The following is a 21,291-nucleotide window of genomic DNA, read 5'->3' as shown; positions in this document are numbered from 1 at the left end:
GGGAGCTTGCTCCCGCTGGGTCGCGAAGCGTCCCCCTTCTTTTTACTTGAAAGGAAGGGGACTGTTGCACAGTCCAGCGGGAGCAAGCTCCCTCGCCACGGATTGCGTGACTACAAATCCTTGACCAGCCTCAACGCATCGTAAATCGCTGCATGGGTATTGCGCGCAGCAACCGCATCACCAATGCGAAACAACTGAAACCGCCCCTCGGGATGCGTCACGACCTGTTGGGGATTTCCGACGATGAGGTCGTGGTGCTCAACCACGCCACCATTGCTGGAAGCGGGTTTCAATTCGAAATACAGCTCGTCCAGAGGGCGGGTGCCATGGTTGATCACCACCTGATCGACCCGTCGAACCTTGCGCGCGCTGCCATAGTCACTGTCGATGGTCGCCAGCAGGTCTGTTCCGTCACGCTCAACGGAAAGCAGGCGGAAGGTCACGGTGAAGGTCGTGTCCAGCGCTTGCAGCGAGCGCATGTAGGGCACCAGATTCATCGCCATGACTTCCGGGGCGAAGGTTCGGTCCGGCGTCATGATCTCGATCTTTGCGCCGCTCCTGGCGATGAATTCTGCCGCTTGCAGTGCGGCGTGGTCGCCGGCGTCATCGAACAGCAAAACATTGCGCCCAGGCTTCACGTCCCCGGAAATAATGTCCCAGGTCGAGACCACCAGCTCATTGCCGGTCGAGAGAATCTCGGTGTGGGGCAGGCCGCCGGTGGCGACGATGACCACGTCAGGGTTCTCGTCGTGGACAGTGCTGGCCTCGGCCCAGGTGTTGAAGTGGAAGGTGACACCCCGCGCCATGCACTGGGCCATGCGCCATTCGACGATGCTGATCATTTCCCGCCGCCGCTCGGACTGCGCCGTCAGCCGAACCTGCCCGCCCGCCTGGTTGGCGGCTTCGAAAACCACCACCTCATGACCGCGTTCGGCCGCCACTCGCGCGGCTTCCAGCCCGGCGACACCCGCGCCGACAATGACGATTTTGCGTTTCTTTGCTGCCTTTGGAATGTCGTGGGGCAGGGTGGTTTCACGGCCCGTGGCGGCGTTGTGGATGCAATAGGCCGCGCCGCCCTGGTAAATCCGGTCGAGGCAATAGTTGGCGCCGACGCAAGGGCGGATGTCCTCTTCACGGCCTTCGATGATCTTGCGCACGATATGGGGATCGGTCATGTGCGCGCGGGTCATGCCGACCATGTCGACCTTGCCCGAGGCGATGGCATGGCGGGCGGTGGCCACGTCGGGAATCTTCGCGGCGTGGAAGGTCGGGAAGTCGGTGGCGGCGCGAATTTCTCCGGCGAAATCCAGGTGCGGGGAGTTGCGCATGCCCTGGATTGGAATCAGGTCAGTGAGACCGGCGTCGGTGTCGATGTGCCCACGGACGACGTTGAGAAAGTCGACCATGCCGCTGTCTTTCAAGCGTCTGGAGATGTCCAGGCCATCCGCGGGCGTCAGTCCGCCGGGCAATTGCTCGTCGCCGGTGTAGCGCACGCCGACGATAAATTCCTGGCCGACGCGCTGGCGAATGGCGCGCAGGATGTCGAAGGTAAAACGCAGACGGTTGTCGATCGATCCCCCGTACGGTGCATCGAGATCATTGGTCAGCGGTGACCAGAATTGATCCATCAAGTGCCCGTAGGCCTGCAGTTCGATGCCGTCCAGGCCTGCAGCTTTCATCCGTTCGGCCGCGTCGGCGTAGTCCTTGATGATGCGCTCCACGTCCCAGTCTTCCATCTTCTTCGGAAAGGAACGATGGGACGCCTCGCGCTCGAACGACGGCGACACCACGGGCAGCCAGTCACCTTTGTCCCAACGGGTGCGGCGACCCAGGTGGGTGAGTTGAATCATCACCGCCGCGCCATGTTCGTGGCAGGCGTCGGTCAGGTCCCTCATCCAGCCAACCACCTCATCCTTGTAGGCGAGGATGTTGTTGAACACCGGTGGGCTGTCCCGGGAAACCGCCGCAGAGCCCGCCGTCATGGTCAAGGCCACTCCGGCCTTTGCCCGTTCGACGTGGTAGGCGCGATAGAGGTCCTTGGGCATGCCGTCCACGGGATACGCCGGTTCGTGGGCGGTGGTCATGATGCGATTGCGCAGTGTCAGGTGCTTCAACTGATAGGGCTGGAGGAGCGGATCATTCAGCATCGTCAAGACTCTCCGGAAGCGACAGCGGACCAGGTTTGAAATTACGTTAGGGCGAAATGTACACCTGTGTCAACAAGCTGGACACAGGTGTACATTTTACTTGCGTGACGTCGGATCAGCGACTAGGATCGAGCCATGAACGAACAAACCAAAGCACTGGACACAGGCTGGAGAGGGTCACCGGAAGGGTGGCTCGATGCCGCGTACGAAAGCCTCACCGAGTGTGGTGTGGACACCGTGCGGGTGATGCCGCTGGCGAAAAAACTCGGGCTGTCGAGAACCAGCTTCTACTGGTTTTTCAAGGATCGCGAAGAGCTGCTCAGTGCGTTGATCGAGCGTTGGCGGGTGAAGAACACCGGCAATCTGGTGGCCCAGACCGAGTGTTACGCCGAGAGCATTGCCGAGGCGATGCTCAACGTTTTCGACTGCTGGCTGGACCCGGACCTGTTTGATTCACAGTTCGAATTCGCCATGCGCAGTTGGGCCTTGCAGTCCGCTGAAGTGTCCGAGCACATCAGGGTGGCCGACATCGCCAGGCGCGAAGCCTTGATCCGCATGTTCGTGCGCTTCGACTACGACTTCAACGCCGCCGATGTGCGGGCTCGAACGATCTACCTGACACAGATTGGCTACATCAGCACCAACACCCGAGAGGACGTCGGGGAACGTATGCGGCGGATTCCCGAATACGTGAAGATTTTCACCGGCCAGGAACCCCTGGAGCGCGAATTGAAACGCTTCTACGCCCGCCATGGCTACGAGATGGACGAGGTGTCACCGGCGTCTTCCGACTGACGAAGGCAGGTTCAAATGTTTGAAGAACCCACGATAGGCATTATCGGTGGATCGGGATGGCTTGGCCGTTCGATTGCCCTGGCGATGCTCGAAAAGTCGTTTATCGGGCCTGAGGCGCTGGTCCTGTCGAACCGCAGCGCCCGCCATCCGTTATCGACGGTTCAGTGGCCACAGGTGATGCTCACGCAGGATAACCAGGCGCTGGTGGATCGCTGTGATGTGGTGATCGTGTCGGTACGTCCGGAGCAATTTGCCCAGGTACGGATTGCGGCTGAAAACAGTCTGGTGATTTCCTTGATGGCCGGCGTGTCCGTCGACGAGGTGATGCAGCAAACCGGCAGCCGGCAGGTGATTCGCGCCATGGCCAATGCAGCCGCCGAGATCGGCAAATCCTATACGCCGTGGTTTGCCGCGCCGGACGTCAGCGCCGGACAAAAAACGTTTGCACAGCGGCTGTTCGAGACCTTCGGCAGCGCCGATGAAGTCTTCGAAGAGCACCAGATGGATTACCTGACGGCACTGGTCGGCACCGGGCCTGCCTACCCCGCGTTGCTGGCGCGCAGCCTGTGTGATGACGCCTTGAACCGAGGCCTGGCGCCTGATGTTGCCCGCCGTGCCGCGCATGCCGTGGTCGTGGAAGCCAGCCAGCTGATCGGCCAGGAACACTCGGTCGATGAACTTCTGGAGATGCTGAGCAGTTACCGCGGCGTCACCGCTGCGGGCCTCGAGGCCATGATGACAAACGGTTTCGATAAAACAATAAAAGCAGGTCTGGACGCCGCGACCCGGGTCGCACGTTCAATGAGTCCTTTTGCCCGTTCTGCTGACAAGAAAGAAGGTCCAATGACGCGGTAGTTGACCCTTCATTAATTCCAGCCGCAATCGAGGGTGCGTTTATGAATGTAAAGTCTTTCTCGAAGACGGGACTGGCGCTGGCGATGGTCGCCTTCAGTGGCTGGGTAGCAGCGGCTGAGTGCGGGGATGTGACGATTGCCAACATGAACTGGCAATCCGCCGAAGTGATGGCCAACGTCGACAAGCTGATCCTCAATGCCGGCTACGGCTGTAACGCGGATCTGGTGACGGGCGATACGGTGCCCACCATCACCTCCATGGTCGAAAAGGGTCGGCCCGATATTGCACCCGAGGGCTGGATCGACCTGGTCCCGGAGGTCGCCAAAACGGGCATTCAAAGCGGCAACCTGATCCAGGCCGCCAACTCGTTGAGTGACGGTGGATCCCAGGGCTGGTGGATTCCGAAATACATCGCTGACGCTCATCCGGACATCAAGAGTTTCGACGATGTGAAAAAACACCCGGAACTGTTCCCGGCCCCCGACGACAAGAAAAAAGGTGCGATCTACAACGGCCCGCAAGGTTGGGGCGGCACTGTCGTCACCGCGCAGTTCTACAAGGCCTACGGTTTCGAGAAAGCCGGTTTTGAACTGGTCGACACCGGTTCGGCAGCGGCGCTGGATGGCTCTATCGCCAAAGCCTACGAACGCAAGGCGCCGTGGCTCGGATTCTACTGGGCACCGACGGCACTACTGGGCAAATACCCGATGGTGAAACTGGACAATGGCCATCCTGTGGATGCGGCGGAGTGGAAGCGATGCAACACGGTCGCCGACTGTCCTGACCCCAAACCCAATGGCTGGCCGATCGATCGGGTGTACACCCTGACCACCAAGTCCTTCGCCGCCCGCTCGCCCACCGTCATGGCGTACTTGAACAAGCGCGCCTGGTCCAACGAAACGGTGAACAAACTGATTGCCTGGATGACCGATAACCAGGCAACCGGCGAGGAGGGCGCGAAGTATTTCCTGAAGAACAACGAAGCGCTGTGGAGCCAATGGGTGACCCCTGAAGCGAGCGGCAAGATCAAAGCTGCGCTTTAATCCCATGAGCCGATGCAGCCCGATACGTCGAGCTGCATCGCACAGGGCGCCGATAAAAATAAGAACACCCATGTATTGAATCGACTGCCAGGTCTTCAACAAAAGGGGAATCTCATGGAATGGCTATCAAGCTTTCCACACATGGAGGACGAACGGCTCCGGGCCTTGAAAAAGTCCATCGACGGGGCCTTTCGCAACTTCACCAGCACCTACGGCGATAGCTTCGAAAGCTTCTTCCAGCCGTTGCAATACTTTCTGAATCAGGCCGAGCGATTCATGACCACCACGCCATGGCCGATCATTATTTTGCTGGTCGCCTTGATTGCCTGGTTCGGCAGTCGCAGCTGGAAAATCGTGCTGGGTTGCGTGTTCACGCTGATGGCGATCGGGTACCTGGACATGTGGTCCGACACCATGAAAACGCTGTCGATGATCTTCGTGTGCACGGTGATTTCCATTGTCATCGGTTTGCCGATGGGCATTGCCATGGCTCGCTCCAATCGATTGCGCAATCTGGTCAGTCCGATTCTGGACGTGATGCAGACCCTGCCGAGTTTTGTCTACCTGATACCCGTGGTGATGTTGCTGGGCATCGGCAAGGTAGCGGGCTTGATTGCGGTGGTGGTGTACGCCTTGCCGCCGATGATTCGCCTGACCAACCTGGGCATCCGCCACGTCGACGCCGAGATGCTCGAATGCGCCGATGCCTTCGGTTCGTCCAGTTGGCAGAAACTGAAAAACGTTCAACTGCCGCTGGCGCTGCCCTCGATCATGGCCGGCATCAACCAGACCATCATGATGGCGTTGGCCATGGTGGTGATCGCCTCGATGATCGGCGTTCAGGGCCTGGGGCAACCGGTGCTCAAAGCCATTTCCAACCAGTATTTCACCCTGGGCATGTTCAACGGCCTGGCGATTGTCGGCATTGCAGTGATCTTCGATCGGGTCAGCCAGGCGTATGGCAGACGGCTGCAAAAGCATCTGGAGAAGGTTCATGGCCACTAATCCGAGCAGCGACTTCGGCATCGAAATCCGCCATCTCTACAAGATCTTCGGTTACCAGGCGCAGGCCAGTATCGAGCGGGTCAAGCAGGGCATGAGCAAGTCCGAACTGCTGAGCAATCACAGCCATGTGCTGGGTTTGAAGGACATCAACATCAGCATGCCGTCCGGTGGAATCCAGGTGATCATGGGGCTTTCCGGGTCGGGCAAATCAACCTTGATCCGCCATATCAACCGGTTGATCGAACCCACCGCCGGTGAAGTCATCGTGGGGGGCGTTGATGTCCTGAAAATGAACCGCAACGACCTGCGCGAATTCCGCCGGCATCATGTGTCGATGGTGTTCCAGAAGTTCGCGTTGCTGCCCAACCGGACGGTGCTGGACAACGCGGTCTACGGGCTGGAAATCCAGGGCCTGCCCCGTGCCCGGCAACAGGAAATCGCCCGGCGCTGGCTGGATCGGGTCGGGCTGCAAGGTTACGAGAATCACTACCCCAATCAGCTCTCCGGGGGCATGCAGCAGCGTGTCGGCCTGGCCCGGGCACTCGCCAACGATGCGCCGATCCTGTTGATGGACGAGGCCTTTTCGGCGCTTGATCCGCTGATCCGCATGGACATGCAATCGGTGCTGCTGGACCTGCAAAAAGAGATCCGCAAAACCATCGTGTTCATCACCCATGATCTCGATGAGGCCCTGCGCATCGGTGACCGAATCGCCATCCTGCGCGATGGTGAAGTGGTGCAGCAAGGCACCCGGCAGGAGATCGTCATGAGTCCCGCCGACGACTACATTGCCAACTTCGTCAAGGAAGTGAATCGCGGACGGGTGATCAGCGTTGACGCGATCATGCGCCCGTTTGTACGGGTCAAGCCCGGCGCAACGCTGGCCATGCCCGTGGGCACGTCACTGGAGGCGGCGGTCAAGCGGCTGGTGGAGGCGGGGCTGGATGAGATGGTGGTCACCAACGATCAGGGCCAGCCCGTGGGACAACTGGCCCTGAAGTCGATTATCGCAACGATGGTGACGTCGACGATCAGTGAGGACTCACGGATGGCCGAGGCTAGCGCGGCGTCGTAGTCAGCAATGGCGACGGGTGCCGAGTGAACCAGCGGCTTGCCGACTCATAGGCATGGGCCAATTGCAGCACGGCAAAATCGGCCTGATGCCGCCCGATGATTTGCACGCCCATCGGCAGCCCGTTGTCATTGAAGCCCACTTGCACGTTGGCCACCGGGCACCCGGACAGCGTGGCCGGGATCACGACTTCCATCCAGCGGTGGTAGGTGTCCATGGCCACGCCTTCAATGGAACTTGGCCATGGGACGGTTTTGTCGAACGGGAAGACCTGGGCGCTCGGCAACAACAGGTAGTCGAAGCGTTCGAACAGCCGCGAGAGCGCGCGGTACCAGTCGCTGCGCACAACGGTGGCGGCGTAGACGTCGCTGCCCGACAGTTGCAAACCGTTTTCGATTTCCCAGCAGGCCTCCGGTTTCAGCTGCACGCGTTTGTGCGGGTCGGCATAGGCGGCCCCCAGCGAGCCAGCCACTGACCAGTGGCGCAAGGTTCGCCAGCTGCTCCACAGCTGTTGAGGGGCGAACGCCGGCTGCACCGGTTCGATGTGGCAACCCAGGCTTTCGAAGTCAGCAAAGGCTTTCTCGCACAGAGCCACGATGCCTTTTTCCATCGGCAGGTAACCGTTGAAGTCGCCGAGCCAGCCCAAGCGTGTGCCCTTGAAGTCCCGTTCCAGTGGCGCGGCGAAAACACTGCCAGGCTCAGCGATGGACAGTGGCGCACGGGCATCGCCGCCGGCCTGGACGGACAACAGCAAGGCTGCGTCTCGCACGCTTCGCGCCATGGGACCTTCGTAGCCGAGCTGATCGAAAAACAGGTCGGCGCTGTCGTCAAACGGCACGCGTCCTTGTGATGGACGGAAGCCGAAAATGTTGTTGAACGCGGCCGGGTTGCGTAACGAGCCCATCATGTCGCTGCCATCAGCCACCGGCACCAGGTGCATGGCCAGCGCTGCCGCCGCGCCACCGCTACTGCCGCCGGCCGTTTTGCCCGGATCGAACGCGCAACCGGTGGCACCGAACAGCGGGTTGTAGCTCTGGGAACCGAGGCCGAATTCCGGGGTGTTGGTTTTGCCGATGATGATCGCGCCCGCCGCCTTGATGCGCTCAACCATGATGCCGTCGCGTTCAGGGATAAAATCCTTGTACAGCGGTGAACCCAGGGTGGTGCGGATACCCTGGGTCAAGGACAGGTCTTTGACCGCGTGGGGCAGGCCGTGCATCCAGCCTCTGTATTCGCCCCGCGCCAGTTCGGCGTCGCGCAGGTCGGCCTGGGCCATTAGACCTTCTGGCGCTTGCAGGCTGATCAGCGCATTGACCCGCGGGTTGAAGCGTTCGATATGGGCAAGATAAGCCTGCATCACTTCTCGACAGGAAACCTGGCGCAGGCGGATGCGTTCGGCGAGTTCATGGGCCTGCAACAGGACCAGTTCGCTGATGGTATTGGAAGTCATTGCAAGCGGCCTTTCAGACGGCTGGAGAATCGCCCCGTCGCCGTGACGGGGCGGCAGGGATCAACGCATCAGGTTGGTCCAGAGACGATCGGCCAGGCGAATCGCGCCTTCACCGCAGGTCTTGCTGAACACCACCGGGGTGCCTTCGGGAATATGCAGTTCCGGTGCATCCTTGAGACTGGCGTCGAGGAAGGGTTCCACGCCCTTGATCGGGCTCTGGTGCTTGAGGAAGTTTTGCGTCATCGCCGCATTTTCAGGCTGGCTCAGGAACGCAATGAACGCCTTGGCGTTTGCCGGGTTTTTACTGCCTTTGGGAATGACCATATTGTCGACCCAGGCCAGTACGCCTTCCTTGGGGTAGAGGTACTTCAGGGTGGGCTTCATTTCCCGGGCACGCATCGATGAACCGCCCCAGAACATCGACATGTCGACTTCACCGGAGGCGAGGTTTTCGCGGATCGAGCCGGCCTTGGAGCTGTAGGTTTTGACGAAGGGTTTCTGTGCCTTGAGCAGGGTCAGCACTTGCTGCATCTGTTTCGGGTCTTCGGTACACAACGGGATGTTCAGGTACAGGCTGGCCATGTCGATGACTTCGCTGACCGAGTCGAACATGTTGATCCGGCCCTGCAACTCGGCCGGCGGCTCGTACAGCACTTTGTAGCTGTCGGCGGGGCCTTTGTAGCGCTCGGCGTTGATCACGACGCTGGTGGTGCCCCAAATGAACGGCATGGAATAGGCACCTTGCGGGTCCCATGTGGGCTTTTTCAGGTTGTCCACGACGCTGGCGTAGTAGGGCTCGTTGACCGGGTCGAAGCGCTCGAGCAACTGCTCCTTGATCAGGATCGGAATGAACTGGTTGGACGGAATCGCCACGTCGTAGCCGGCGCCACCCTGTTTCAGCTTGGCCAGTAGCGTCTCGTTGGAATCATAGGAATCCACCGTGACTTCGATGCCGCTCTGCTTCTGGAATTTGGCGAGTATTTCTGGTGAAAAGTAACCGCTCCAGCTCACCACGTTGAGTTTTTCCGCGGCCTGAACGCTCGCGACCAAGGTCAGCGGTAAGGTCAGGAACAACGAAGTGCTGATGCTTTTTATCCACGTGCTCATGCTAATTCCCCACGGTTCGTAAAAGGTTCAGGTGTTCTTTTTGCCCAAGAGGTACGAGAGGCTGACGAACAGCACCGAGACGCCCAGGATCAGGGTCGAGACGGCGTTGACGTCAGGTGTCACGCCCATGCGCAGCAGGCCGAAGATGAAGATGGGCAAAGTGGTGGTGCCCGCCTGGGAGACCATCATCGAGATCACGAAGTTATCCAGCGAAACGATGAAGGCCAGCATCAGCCCGGAGACAATGCCCGGCATCAGCAGCGGTAAGGTGACCTTGCGAAAGGTCCGCCACGGGCCGGCGTAAAGATCAGCCGAGGCCTGTTCGAGCGAGAGGTCCATGTCGTTGAGCCGCGCCCGGATCGGCAGGTAGGCGAAAGGGATACAGAACACCGTATGAGCGATGATCAGGTTGCCGTAACCCAGGGACAGGCCAATGGTGGAAAACAACGCAAGGGTGGCGACGCCGACCACGATTTCCGGCAGCACCAGAGGCAACATGATCGCCCCCATCGACAGTTGCAGGCCCTTGAATTTGGCCCCCCGGGACGTGCCGAGGGCGGCAAGGGTGGCGATGGCCGTCGCGATCATGCTGGCGCAGACGGCAATCAACAGGCTGTTTCCCGCTGCCTGGCGCAGGGCCTGATTGGCGAACGCGGCGCGGTACCAGTCGAGGCTGAAGCCGGTCCACACGGTCGCGGACTGGTTGGCGTTGAAGGAGAACACCACCAGCACCACGATCGGTGCGTAGAGGTACAGGTAGAACAGGAAACTGAAACCGCCAAAGCCCGGAAAGTCCTGCACCTGCAACGCGTTTCGTTTGAATAGACCCAGCATCACGCACCTCCCTTGGCGACACGCTGGCGCTCGGCACGCAGGGCATACACCGTCAGCACCAGCATCACCGCGGCCATCAGCACCAGCGACAGGGCCGCGCCGAAGGGCCAGTTACGCGCATCGCTGAACTGCCTGAAGATCAGGTTGCCGAGCATCATTCGGGTGCCTCCGCCCAATAATTCCGGCGCGATCATCGCCCCCAGGCACGGCACAAAAGTGAGGATGGCGCCGGCCATGATGCCGGGCTTGGCGATGGGCAATACCACTTTGCGCAAGGTGCGCAGGCGCCCGGCGTAGAGGTCCTGCGCCGCTTCCAGCAGACGGATGTCCATTTTTTCCAGGGTGGCGTAAATCGGCAGTACGACGAAGGGCGCGTAGGTATAGACCAGCCCCAGCAATACTGCGCCGTCGGTGTAGAGCAGTTGCAACGGCTGGTCGATCACGCCGAGTCCCAGCAGGCTGTTGTTGATCACCCCGGTGTTACGTAGCAGCAAAATCCAGGCGTAGGTGCGAATCAACAGGTTGGCCCAGAACGGTACGGTAATCAGAAAGATCAGCAGCCCCCGCCGATGCGCCGGCTGCATGGCCAGCCACACCGCCACCGGGAAACCGATCAGCAGGGTGATGAGGGTGGTCAACCCGGCAATGCCGATCGAACGCAGCGCGATAAGCAGATAGGAGTCGGCAAAGGCCAGACTGTCATCCAGCTGTCGTTCGAACAGCAGCGAGGTGTAGGCCTCCGTGCTGAAGACCTTGTTTACCCCACCATAGGGGTTGGCCTCCATCAACGAGTAACCGATGACAATCACAATCGGAACGATGAGGAACAGGCTGATGGCGATGAGCGCCGGGCTGACGCCGAGGAAGCTCTGGAAGGCTTTGCGGCGTTCCAGGGTGTTGGCAATCGGTAGAGCTTGCATGGCAATTCCTCGTGCTCAATCGTGCAGGACGCTGGCGCTGCCGCTGTCAAACAACAGACCGGCTTGAGTGCCCACGGCGAAGCGCAAGCTGCGGTCGACACTGTTGGGCGTGCGCACGGTGAGGCGCGAGCCGTCGCTGAGGCTGACTTGATATTGCAAGTCAGTGCCGAGGTAGATTTGCGTGTCGACCCGGCAGGGCAGCGCGCCCTCGGTGCTCGCTGGCACCAGGTGCAGACGTTCGGGACGTACGGACAACGCGACCGGGGCGCCGACGTGAACGTCGCTGCACGGTTGCGCCGGCAGCGGGTGCCCAGCGGGGCCGGCGAACCAGGCCTGGCCCGCTTCGACACGGGTGACCGTGCCGTCGATGAAGTTGGTTTCGCCAATGAAGTCCGCCACAAAGCGATTGCGCGGCCGTTCGTAGATGTCTTCCGGGCGGCCGACCTGCTGCACTTCGCCTTCGGACAACACCGCAATACGGTCGGACATGGTCAGGGCTTCTTCCTGATCGTGGGTCACGAAAATGAAGGTGATGCCGGTCCTCGCCTGAATGCTTTTGAGCTCTTCACGCATGGCCTGGCGCAATTTGAGGTCCAGGGCCGAGAGCGGTTCATCCAGCAGCAGCACCTTGGGATGCGGCGCCAGGGCACGGGCCAGGGCGACCCTTTGCTGCTGACCGCCGGACAGTTGGGCCGGCTTGCGTGTCGCGAACCGTTCCATCTGCACCAACGCGAGCATCTCGCGCACTCGTTCAGCGATTTGCGCGTTCTTCATCACCTTGCCCATCGGGTGCGATTCGAGGCCGAAGGCCAGGTTTTCGGCGATGGTCATGTGCGGGAACAGGGCGTAGTGCTGGAACACGGTATTGACCGGACGCTCGAACGGCGGGCGGTCGGCGATGTTTTCACCGTAGAGCAGGATCTCGCCCTGGGTCGGAAATTCGAACCCGGCGATCATCCGCAGGAGGGTGGTTTTGCCGCAGCCGGAAGGGCCGAGGAGGGTGAAGAATTCGTTGTCTTGAATGTCCAGGTCGATGCTTTTCAGCGCCACCGGGCCCGTCTGTGGATCACCGTAGACTTTACGCACTGAGCGGATGGACACCGCCAGCGTTTGCAGCGAATGCAGGGCATTCATGCGTTACCTCCGATTCCCCCACCGCTTGCGGATGTGCTGTAAACAGCTAAGCCTGCGAGCGCTGGATATTGTTTTTTTGGGCAGGATCGAATTGCGTTCAGGTGTTTTTTTATTGTGCTGTGGGGTCGATTATCAGTGAGCGGTTGCGAGAGCGAAACTTCAGTTTTAACATAGCTGTTGTTAAATAATTTAATAGCGAAAGGCGTCCAGAAACCATGCCTGACCACCGATTGCCACCCCTCAATGCGGTGCGTGCCTTTGACGCCGCAGCCCGATTGGGCAGCTATGTCGAGGCGTCCAAGGCCCTGCATGTAACCCAGCCCGCCATTGGCCGACATGTGAAGCTGCTGGAGGAGTGGTTGGGCACGCAGCTGTTTGAGCGCACGTCTCGCGGGGTCACCTTGACGATCGCGGGGGAGAAGTATCACCGCAAGATTTCGGCGGCCTTGCAGCTCATCATTGAAGCGGGCAAGGAAGCACGCCCCAAGGCTACCGAACGGTGGCTGCGCATCATGGTGGTTCCGGGATTTGCCAAACGCTGGCTGATGCCACGGATTGAAGCGATGCGTCACCTGCGGCCGGGGTTGAAATTTGCCATTGAGCCCAACTCTACGTTCACCGAAGTAGACGGCAAGTCCGCTGACCTGGGGATCGTCTATGGCCTGGACGGGCAATATGCCGACTCCCGTGCCACGCTGATTTGTCCTCGGGTGTTCCCAATCTGCACGCCGGCTTACCTGGACAGCATCGACCCCATCCAAAGCCCGGCCGATCTGGTGAAGCACAACTTGATCCACGTCGATGACGGCGAGTGGTGGAACCTGTGGTTCGCTGCCCATGGCCTGGATTTTCATCTCAATTCGGACATGCTCTACGTCAACAACGACCACGCTTTGTCGGTGGCCGAGAGCGGGCAGGGCATCGCGCTGGCCAACGAAGTGCTGGTGCGCGAAGAGCTCGACGCCGGCAGACTGGTACGGGCGCTGGACAGCCAGGTCAAGCTGGAAAGCTATCGGGTACTGACCCCTTCGGTCGAGTTGTCGGCAGATGTGGCGTGGTTTATCGAATGGTTGCAGACGGAACTGGAGCAGGACTTCGGCGGTTGATTTCCGAACCGGCAAGAGGAGCAAGATCAACGTGCGTCAGGAGGGCGGGGGAAAGTAGCTGTTGAATGATGCCGGATCTCAACTGCAAGTGAGTTTGACGGCCTTGGCGGCGCGTTCGAGTTCTTGTTTGACGTCCCCCGGGATTCGTTGCTTGCGCAGTCGTTGTTCCAGGAACGCCTGATTGCCCCGCGTATCGACTTCAGCGTCAATCGCCGCGTCCTCCGCACCAATGGCCGACGCGTGGGACTCTATGACCGAATCAATTTCAACGTCATTGTTGGCGGCGTCGAGCGCGCCGATCAGTTTCGCCACTTCATCTTCTTCGGCCTTGGCGTAGGCATCCACGGTCATTCCTGCAGCCAGCGCGCGTGCTCTGACTTCAACGCCCTTTAGCGCCTCCCTGGCCTCACCGCAGCGTAACTCCTGGGTATGTTTTTCGGCATCTTTCCATTGGATGATCCCGTGGGTCAGCGTGCCGATGATTGCTATGGTGATGCCACCGATCAGGATCCGCTTCATGTTTTCACTCTCGAGCGTGAGCAGTGGAGTTTTTGAGGGCGTCGCTTTCAAAGCGTAGCATCAAGATGCAAGAGGAAAAGGTCCGCGTTTCTTCTCGTCGCCAACATTGCGCTTTGGCAACGCACCCCATAACGTGTTCATTTTTGACAGAGCAGGTCGAACATTGATCGAACGACGCCAATTCAGCGGAGGCATGAAGGGCAAAAACCTTCGCTACTTGAATGAGAACCCCGGCGAAGCACCGCAAGTGGTCCGCACAGGATTTTTGCTGCTCGAACATTTCTCGTTGCCTGCGTTCACGCAGGTGCTCGATACGATCATCACCGCCAATCTTTTGCGCCCCGGTTTGTTTACTTCCCGCACGTTTGGCTTGAGCGAAGGGGAGGTCATCAGCGATCTGGGGCTAGTGATCCGTCCAGATGCCGTGATCGACAGTTCAGCGACCAAAGCGCTGGACCTGCTGGTCATTTGTGGCGGTTACCGAACCGAGCTGAAAGCCAATGAGGCGTTCATCACGCTACTGAAAACGGCAGCCGAGCAGGGCGTGATGCTGGCCGGGTTGTGGAATGGCGCCTGGTTCCTGGGCAAGGCCGGTTTACTCGATGGCTATCGTTGCGCGATTCACCCCGAGCATCGCCCGGCGCTCGCGGAGATTTCCAGAGCGACCCACGTCAGCAGCGAACCCTACGTCATTGATCGCGACCGGCTCACGGCGTCCAGTCCTTCCGGCGCGTTTCATATGGCGCTGGACTGGATCAAAAGCCTGTACGACAAAGCGCTTGTCGAAGGGGTTGAGGACATCCTGGCGTTCGAAGAATCGCGTTACCGGCGTATCAAACCGGCGGAAAACATCTGCGTCAGCGCACCTTTACGCGAGGTGGTGAAGCTCATGGACGCCAACCTCGAAGAGCCTCTGGAACTGGAGCAACTGGCGGTCTATGCGGGCCGTTCCCGTCGCCAGCTCGAGCGTCTGTTCAAAGAGCAACTGGGTACAACGCCGCAGCGCTATTACCTGGAACTGCGCATCACCGAAGCGCGCCGACTTCTGCAGCACACGGAGTTGTCACAGGTCGAGGTGCTGGTGGCGTGCGGGTTTGTTTCGCCGAGTCATTTCAGCAAGTGCTACAGCGCGTATTTCGGTTACCGGCCGTCCAAGGAGAAGCGGCTCGTCAAGTAATGCCTGTCAGTCTTCGCCCGCCTGCACTTCATCTGGTGGCCGTCAGCGCCCGGCGGTATCCAGGGCGCTGCTGGAGAAAGGGCTGGAACGAGCCGGGCCGGGCACCCGTTGATCAGGGGGTGGTCGAATGAGCTGCCCAGTGCTTCATTTCTTCGGCAATGAAATGGCTCACCAGGTCGCTGTACATCTTTTCGATTGCATCAGGGCTCAGGCCTTCTGCCTCAGCCCACTCGCGACGTGTTGCCAGCATCGCTTTGAAGCGTTCCGGTGCGCGCACCGATGCCGCGGAGGTCTTGAACGTCGAGGCCGCGAGAACATATTGAAAACGCTTGCCCAACAGCTTGATAACAGCCTGATCGAGGGCATCGATTTCGCGTCGGATGTCCTCCATGCCGGCACATGCTTGGGGTTGCAGTTGATTGATGAATTCCATTCAGGTCTCTCCTTTGATTGAAAATATCGTAGGTTTTTTTGATCGCTGTGGCTATGCGCAGCAGCATCGCCTCACCCGTCATCATTAAACAAATCGAGTATTCATTGTTAAGGTGGGGTGGCAATCAACAGGAGGCTTCAATGAATTTTACGGGAAAGACCGCGATTGTGACGGGCGCAGGTAGAGGCCTGGGGTTCGTTTATGCACGTGAATTGGCAAGGCTGGGTGCCAATGTCGTGATCAGTGATCTTGGCGCGGACAACATCGGTGCGGGGGCGGATACGTCCATCGCCCTCGATGCCGCACGAGTGCTTCAGTCCGAGGGGTACAGCGTTGTCGGTCATCACGGCGACCTGGCCAGCGAGCACGGTTGCCAGCAACTGATCGAGACGGCTGTCGAAGCGTTTGGGCAACTCGATATCCTGATTCATAACGCCGGCTGGGTTGGCTATCAACCGATTGAAGCGGCCGAGTTATCGTTCATCGAGCGTGCGCTGGATATCAATATCTATACGCCCATCTGGTTGTGCAAGCATGCCTGGAAGCACCTCAGGCAATCCGCTGCCGCGCGCATCGTGCTGACGACTTCGGACCGTGCGATGTACCAGCAATACGCTCAGTCAGGTCTGGTGGCTTATGCCGCAGGCAAGATGGCGCAACTGGGCATCATGAACGCGCTGAGCATGGAAGGCGCCGCCGAGGGCATCCTGGTCAACGCCGTGTCGCCGGTCGCCAAAACCAGAATGTGGGGCGTGACCGAAGAACCGCAAAACCTCAAACCCGAGTGGGTCGCGCCCGGCGTGATTTTCCTGGCTTCGGAGCTGTGTCAGGACACCGGCTACATTTTGCGTGCGAGTAATGGCCAATTCACCGCGACACGGTTTGCCGAGAACCAGGGCGTCGACTACCCCGTCGACCTGGCTCGGGTCGACGCCAGCAGTGCCGAGCAGATTGCTCAACTGTGGGACCGCATCAAGGAGTGTTGACAGGCGTCCGAAGCTCGATGCTATTCCACAAACACGCCACCTTACCTGTGGCGAGGGAGCTTGCTCCCGCTGGGGCGCGAAGCGGCCCTACTTAGCAGGGCCTCACTTAGCAGGGGCCTGCTGCGCAGTCCAGCGGGAGCAAGCTCCCTCGCCACAGGGAGCGCATTCAGTTCAAAAGTTCTCTGGTAAACAACATGTCGCGCTATCAATGCCGGCACTCCGATAACACCACCTGACAGGTGTTCGGGGTGCCACCGGATCGGCCGGCATAGCGCATGCAATTGTCCATGGATTTTTTGCGGGCCATGCTTAACGTGTTGCCCCAGGCCAATCCACCTTCGCCAGCCGTGGGAAGTGCTTTTGCATAACAGTTTGAGCCGACGCTCGTGGAATAACGCGCCGTTTTTGATTTGCCGGAACACCCCGTCGTCAGCGCCAGGCTGATGGCGAGGAGGGTGGGGAGGAGCCATGACGAGCACTGGCGCGCTGTTTTCCCGATCATCCCGTTTCCCCTGAATCAAGAGGCTGGAGGCGTGTAGCTTTGTTTAGTCTAGACCGCTGCTGCACCTTGCCTGGACCGTCCGCCGGCTTACAGCTCAGTGGACGTTGGCCCAAGCCACAGGTCCACCACTCGCCGATCCAGCTCTTCCCAATCCGCCATCCCCAACACCCGCGTGGTATTCAAACCACGTAAATAGCCGCGCAATTGATTGGCAGTAGCCCGTGCGAGCTCGGGGTCGGGCGTTTGTTCGCCCAACAGCACGGATTCGTACTGGACCAGGTACTCGGCCACCCGGTCTCGGAAATCGGGCAGAACGGCGTCGCGGATGAAGTCAAAAGTCCTCAAGGAGAGATCCTCTTCAATCTTTTTCAGTGATGATTGAGTGTTTACCCGTCTGCGCGTCGCGCAACTATTGTTAGAAGTAATAGTGACCATCACGAAACGCAAGTTCTACTTTGATGACTATAGCCGGACAATCCCCTGCATCGAATGACGACGGCGACCCGCTCGACGCGGTTCTGCTGCCTGATAACCCGTATTTTTATGTTGAGGATGAGATTGATGCGCTCCACCTGTGTGTCTGCCATGGCGTTTGGCACGTTGTTGCTCGCCGGTTGTGCCAGCGCACCGAACGACCCGACCATGACCTTGAAGACCAGCAAAACCCCCGCCCAGTACGCCGACTGCGTAGTACCGAAATTGCAGGGCAGCGCGTTGAATCCCACTGTTTCGCAAACCCAGCGCAGCTACCGGATCGTGGTGCCGAGCAAGGTGACGGCAGACAATGTGCTGGAGGCGTACAAGGCCGGCAGCGGCGGCAAGGTGTTCATCTACGAACGACATTTGCTGGCCTCGAACTTTTTGCCTTCGAGTTTTGAACGCGCTGCCCAGGATTGCATCTGAACCCGGCGCCTTGACGTTTTCTACAGAGCTCCTTTGGTTGGCCGCAACCAACCAATTTTTTACCCCGCACGCCATTCGGTTGCGGGGTTTTTTTTGCGTCGCGAATGCCGACACAGCGTAATTCTTGTGCCAGCGACCGTTCGGCCGGTTGTCTGCACCGGGCTGCGCAATTGGAGAAGTGCCTGCGCAATCGGGGAGGCTGCCAGGCAGAACACGTGCACCATCATCTTCCGCTTCAGAGCCGCCTAAGAGAAACCTTTAGCGGGGTGGGAGATTTCCCTCCTTCGGATGCTGTTCTTCTTGATATCGGCGCAGCGCCTGCTGACTTACCTTGGACAGACACGAGTTGTCGTCGTTGCGGGCTGTTCCATTGAGCCCGCGAGGCGTTTTAACCCCATAACAACAAAAAGTCCTGCTCGCACCACCCCCGGTGGTCTTTTGGTTTGATTCTGCTCCTATAAAAACAGTGCCCAGGCACATACAGATGTGGAGATGTCAGATGTATCAAGTAAGGCAGTCATGCCGTGGAATAGGTATTGCCAGTGTGTTGGGCATCTGTTCGCCACTGGCCGCACAGGCTGATGTTATTAAAGACAGTCACTTCAAAGTGGATACGCGCAACTTCTACTTGCACCGTAACTACACCAACACCCAGGCACCGGATTCTGAAGTGCACAGTTGGTCTCAGGGTTTCGATGCGCAATTTACGTCCGGCTACACCGACACCGCCTTGGCCATCGGTCTTGATGTGGATGCGCAATACGCCGTGCGCCTGGACTCGTCGGGCAATGACGGTTCGCTGCCTTATAGCGTCCGTGACGGGCAGACCGCCGACGACTACAGTCGGGCCGGGGCCACCTTCAAGATGCGCTACAGCAAGACCGAGTTGAAGGTCGGTGATCTTCGCCCGCAATTGCCGGTTGCGTTCGATGACCCCAGTCGCCAGCTGGACACCCTCTATCAGGGGGCCGTGGTGGAGTCCAGGAAAATCGATGGGCTGACGTTGACCGGCGGCCGTTTCTGGTCTGCCGTAACGCGGGAATCTTCCAACCACGAGAAACTGTACAAGTACGGCTCCACCGATAATCTCGACAGTGATGGCCTGGACTTCGGCGGCGCCACTTACGACATCAGCAAAAACCTGCAAGCCAGTTATTTCTATGGCGTGCTTCACGATATTTATCAGCAGCACTACGTCGGCCTGATGCATATGGCTGAGCTGGGGAATGGCTACAAACTCAAAACCGATTTGCGCTACTTCAATAACAACGAAGAGGGCGAGGCGTTGAACGGTGAGATCGACAACCGCTCTTACGGTGCCTTGTTCACCCTGCTCAAGAGTGCCCATATGTTTGGCGTCAGTTACCAGCGCATGCTCGGTGACAGCGTATTCCCGACCATGAACGGTTATATCCCGCAACCCTACCTGGTGCACTGGTCGTCCCTGGGGTTTGTTCGCCCGGGTGAACGATCCTGGTCGGCGCGCTACGGCTATGACTTTGCCGCGATGGGGATGCCGGGACTGAAGTTCTACACCCGTTATACCAAAGGGACCCATTGGAACCGCGGTGCAGACCTGAGTGACAACCAGGAAAGCGAACGCTATCTGGGGCTCAACTACGTGGTGCAGAGCGGGCCGCTGCAAGGCCTTGGGCTGGACCTGCGCAACATCGACGTGAAGCAGAAGTACGGCTACGACTACAACGAATTCCGTGTCGCCACGACCTACACCTGGAAGTTCTGGTAAGCCCGATCCAACCAGGGTTAGACCCCAAAACAATAAGAGGCCCGGCCATGTTCGAACCCAACGTCTTTTGCATCTGCCCCGCAACTTCCCCGTCGGTGTCCTGTTCGCCGTTAGCTGGCGCGCTGCGCACATGAGCGTATTCCAAGAGGAGCAAACACCCGTGAACGTCCAGGTCAATAATGCGGTCCTGCAAAAGAAGAAGACTTACCTTTACGAGTGGTATGTGGTGGGGCTATGCATGGTCGCCTACATCTTTTCATTCGTGGACCGGCAGATCCTCGCGCTGATGATCGAGCCGATCAAAGCCGACCTGCAGATCAGCGATACCCAGTTCAGCCTGCTGCACGGGCTGGCGTTTTCGTTGTTCTATGCCTTCATGGGCATGCCCATCGCCTACCTGGCTGACCGCTTCTCCCGGCCGAAGATCATCGCCGTCGGCGTGGTGGTCTGGAGTTTGATGACCGCCGCGTGTGGCTTGAGCAAAAACTTCCTGCACATGTTCCTCGCCCGAATTGGCGTGGGCGTCGGCGAAGCGGCCCTGTCGCCCTCTGCGTATTCGATGTTCAGCGACATGTTCCCCAAGGAAAAACTGGGCCGCGCGGTGGGCATCTACTCGATCGGCTCGTTCGTCGGTGGCGGCCTGGCCTTCCTGGTGGGGGGCTATGTGATTGCGCTGCTCAAGGACATGCACACCATCGAGGTCGCGGTTCTCGGCGCCATGAAAGCCTGGCAGCTGGCGTTTTTCATTGTCGGTCTGCCCGGCATTCTGGTCGGCATTTTGATCTGGCTCACCGTGCGCGACCCAGCGCGCAAAGGCTTGCAGGTTGATGCGCAGGGGCGGCCGAAGAAGGTTGCGATGAGCGATGGCATCCGCTTTCTCGGACGTCACCGTGCGACTTTCACCTGCCATTACCTGGGCTTCTCGTTCTACGCCATGGCCCTTTTCTGCATGATGAGCTGGAGCCCGGCGTTGTACATCCGCAAGTTCGGCCTGACGCCGGTCGAGGCGGGCTACATGCTCGGTACGGTGCTGTTGCTGGCCAACACCACCGGGGTGTTGTTCGGCGGATGGCTCACCGACTTCCTCGCCAAGCGCGGACATCAGGATGCCGCGATGCGCACCGGGGTGATCGGCGCACTGGGCATGGTGATACCCGCCATCCTGTTCCCGCAAGTCGATCAGCTGTGGCTGTCGGTGACCCTGCTGGTACCGGCGATGTTCTTCGCCTCGTTTCCGATGCCGGCGTCCACCGCAGCGATGCAGATTCTCGCGCCGAATCAGGTGCGTGCGCAGGTCTCGGCGGTGTTCCTGCTCATCAGCAATCTGCTCGGTCTGGGCGTGGGCACTACACTGGTGGCGCTGTTGACCGATCGTTACTTCGGTTCGCCGGCGGCGGTGGGCTCGTCCATGTCGCTGGTGATCGCTGGCGCGTCGTTGTTGACGGTGTTTCTGCTGTGGCGAGGTTGCCGTCATTTCCGCGAAAGCTATACCCGTGAGTACCCGACCCCGGCGTGATGTGCGATCGTTCATGATCGACACCACGGCCCCGCTTCGT

21 protein-coding genes are annotated in these 21,291 nt (G+C 59.3%); 11 read left to right on the top strand and 10 right to left on the bottom strand.

The features are described 5' to 3' along the window. Positions 1-110: 110 nt before the first annotated feature. The gene (locus ACA063_RS18840) at positions 111-2,147 is read right to left on the bottom strand and encodes an oxidoreductase (protein WP_497662900.1); all 2,037 of its coding nucleotides are present in this window, start codon (positions 2,145-2,147) and stop codon (positions 111-113) included. A gap of 135 nt (positions 2,148-2,282) precedes the next feature. Here ACA063_RS18840 and ACA063_RS18835 point away from each other — a divergent pair, with 135 nt between their 5' ends. From ACA063_RS18835 to ACA063_RS18815, 5 genes are all read left to right on the top strand, one after another. After that, positions 2,283-2,942 (top strand): TetR/AcrR family transcriptional regulator, encoded by a 660-nt coding sequence (locus tag ACA063_RS18835; protein ID WP_497662899.1) that lies wholly within the window; start codon positions 2,283-2,285, stop codon positions 2,940-2,942. A gap of 15 nt (positions 2,943-2,957) precedes the next feature. Continuing rightward, positions 2,958-3,797, top strand: a complete 840-nt coding sequence (locus tag ACA063_RS18830) for a pyrroline-5-carboxylate reductase family protein (protein WP_497662898.1) — start codon at positions 2,958-2,960, stop codon at positions 3,795-3,797. Between the two features lie 41 nt (positions 3,798-3,838). Beyond that, entirely contained in the window at positions 3,839-4,840 is a 1,002-nt protein-coding gene (locus ACA063_RS18825; protein WP_497662897.1) for an ABC transporter substrate-binding protein, read from the top strand. A gap of 141 nt (positions 4,841-4,981) precedes the next feature. Beyond that, positions 4,982-5,845 carry an ABC transporter permease gene (locus ACA063_RS18820; RefSeq protein WP_497666552.1) on the top strand — a complete coding sequence of 288 codons (864 nt, stop codon included), beginning with the start codon at positions 4,982-4,984 and terminating at the stop codon, positions 5,843-5,845. After that, positions 5,835-6,920 carry a quaternary amine ABC transporter ATP-binding protein gene (locus ACA063_RS18815; RefSeq protein WP_497662896.1) on the top strand — a complete coding sequence of 362 codons (1,086 nt, stop codon included), beginning with the start codon at positions 5,835-5,837 and terminating at the stop codon, positions 6,918-6,920. Before ACA063_RS18820 ends, ACA063_RS18815 begins: the two co-directional genes overlap by 11 nt. Here ACA063_RS18815 and ACA063_RS18810 read toward each other — a convergent pair. From ACA063_RS18810 to ACA063_RS18790, 5 genes are read right to left on the bottom strand one after another with little or no spacing between them, the layout of a single operon-like run. Next, positions 6,904-8,367: an amidase gene (locus tag ACA063_RS18810; protein ID WP_497662895.1), complete on the bottom strand. Its 1,464-nt coding sequence runs from the start codon at positions 8,365-8,367 to the stop codon at positions 6,904-6,906. The two genes, ACA063_RS18815 and ACA063_RS18810, sit on opposite strands and share 17 nt — an antisense overlap. Positions 8,368-8,427: 60 nt before the next feature. Further along, positions 8,428-9,474 (bottom strand): ABC transporter substrate-binding protein, encoded by a 1,047-nt coding sequence (locus tag ACA063_RS18805; RefSeq protein WP_497662894.1) that lies wholly within the window; start codon positions 9,472-9,474, stop codon positions 8,428-8,430. A gap of 27 nt (positions 9,475-9,501) precedes the next feature. Continuing rightward, positions 9,502-10,308: an ABC transporter permease gene (locus ACA063_RS18800; RefSeq protein WP_497662893.1), complete on the bottom strand. Its 807-nt coding sequence runs from the start codon at positions 10,306-10,308 to the stop codon at positions 9,502-9,504. After that, complete coding sequence (locus ACA063_RS18795; RefSeq protein ID WP_497662892.1) at positions 10,308-11,228, bottom strand: ABC transporter permease; 921 nt, start codon at positions 11,226-11,228, stop codon at positions 10,308-10,310. Before ACA063_RS18795 ends, ACA063_RS18800 begins: the two co-directional genes overlap by 1 nt. Before the next feature lie 15 nt (positions 11,229-11,243). Then, a complete protein-coding gene (locus tag ACA063_RS18790; RefSeq protein ID WP_497662891.1) occupies positions 11,244-12,362 on the bottom strand; it encodes an ABC transporter ATP-binding protein in 1,119 nt (372 codons plus the stop codon). 215 nt (positions 12,363-12,577) lie between these two features. On the opposite strand from ACA063_RS18790, the gene ACA063_RS18785 reads away from it, so the two are divergent. Continuing rightward, positions 12,578-13,468 (top strand): LysR substrate-binding domain-containing protein, encoded by an 891-nt coding sequence (locus ACA063_RS18785; RefSeq protein ID WP_497662890.1) that lies wholly within the window; start codon positions 12,578-12,580, stop codon positions 13,466-13,468. A 78-nt stretch (positions 13,469-13,546) separates the two neighbouring features. Here the strand turns inward: ACA063_RS18785 and ACA063_RS18780 are convergent, their stop codons facing one another. Then, positions 13,547-13,987 (bottom strand): hypothetical protein, encoded by a 441-nt coding sequence (locus ACA063_RS18780; RefSeq protein WP_497662889.1) that lies wholly within the window; start codon positions 13,985-13,987, stop codon positions 13,547-13,549. A gap of 193 nt (positions 13,988-14,180) precedes the next feature. On the opposite strand from ACA063_RS18780, the gene ACA063_RS18775 reads away from it, so the two are divergent. Further along, positions 14,181-15,164: a GlxA family transcriptional regulator gene (locus tag ACA063_RS18775; RefSeq protein ID WP_497666551.1), complete on the top strand. Its 984-nt coding sequence runs from the start codon at positions 14,181-14,183 to the stop codon at positions 15,162-15,164. A 112-nt stretch (positions 15,165-15,276) separates the two neighbouring features. Here the strand turns inward: ACA063_RS18775 and ACA063_RS18770 are convergent, their stop codons facing one another. Then, complete coding sequence (locus ACA063_RS18770; RefSeq protein WP_497662888.1) at positions 15,277-15,597, bottom strand: isochorismate lyase; 321 nt, start codon at positions 15,595-15,597, stop codon at positions 15,277-15,279. Positions 15,598-15,737: 140 nt separating this feature from the next. Here ACA063_RS18770 and ACA063_RS18765 point away from each other — a divergent pair, with 140 nt between their 5' ends. Further along, positions 15,738-16,583 (top strand): SDR family NAD(P)-dependent oxidoreductase, encoded by an 846-nt coding sequence (locus ACA063_RS18765; RefSeq protein ID WP_497662887.1) that lies wholly within the window; start codon positions 15,738-15,740, stop codon positions 16,581-16,583. 205 nt (positions 16,584-16,788) lie between these two features. Here ACA063_RS18765 and ACA063_RS18760 read toward each other — a convergent pair whose 3' ends face one another. Both ACA063_RS18760 and ACA063_RS18755 read right to left on the bottom strand, forming a co-directional pair. Further along, entirely contained in the window at positions 16,789-17,085 is a 297-nt protein-coding gene (locus ACA063_RS18760; protein WP_497662886.1) for a hypothetical protein, read from the bottom strand. An 87-nt stretch (positions 17,086-17,172) separates the two neighbouring features. Continuing rightward, positions 17,173-17,430, bottom strand: coding sequence for a hypothetical protein (locus ACA063_RS18755; protein ID WP_497662885.1), 258 nt, complete (start codon positions 17,428-17,430; stop codon positions 17,173-17,175). A 216-nt stretch (positions 17,431-17,646) separates the two neighbouring features. Between ACA063_RS18755 and ACA063_RS18750 the strand changes: the two genes are divergently transcribed. The 3 genes from ACA063_RS18750 (at position 17,647) to ACA063_RS18740 (ending at position 21,251) form a co-directional block, all read left to right on the top strand. Beyond that, on the top strand, positions 17,647-17,988 hold the full coding sequence (locus ACA063_RS18750) for a hypothetical protein (RefSeq protein WP_497662884.1): 342 nt from the start codon (positions 17,647-17,649) through the stop codon (positions 17,986-17,988). Positions 17,989-18,487: 499 nt separating this feature from the next. Further along, complete coding sequence (locus ACA063_RS18745; protein ID WP_497662883.1) at positions 18,488-19,735, top strand: OprD family outer membrane porin; 1,248 nt, start codon at positions 18,488-18,490, stop codon at positions 19,733-19,735. A gap of 160 nt (positions 19,736-19,895) precedes the next feature. Further along, positions 19,896-21,251: a spinster family MFS transporter gene (locus ACA063_RS18740; RefSeq protein WP_497666550.1), complete on the top strand. Its 1,356-nt coding sequence runs from the start codon at positions 19,896-19,898 to the stop codon at positions 21,249-21,251. Positions 21,252-21,291: the final 40 nt, after the last annotated feature.

This window comes from Pseudomonas sp. LBUM1643 (genome assembly GCF_059716215.1).
The sequence above is the reverse complement of the archived record's forward strand: the minus strand, read 5'-3'. Positions and strand labels throughout refer to the sequence as shown.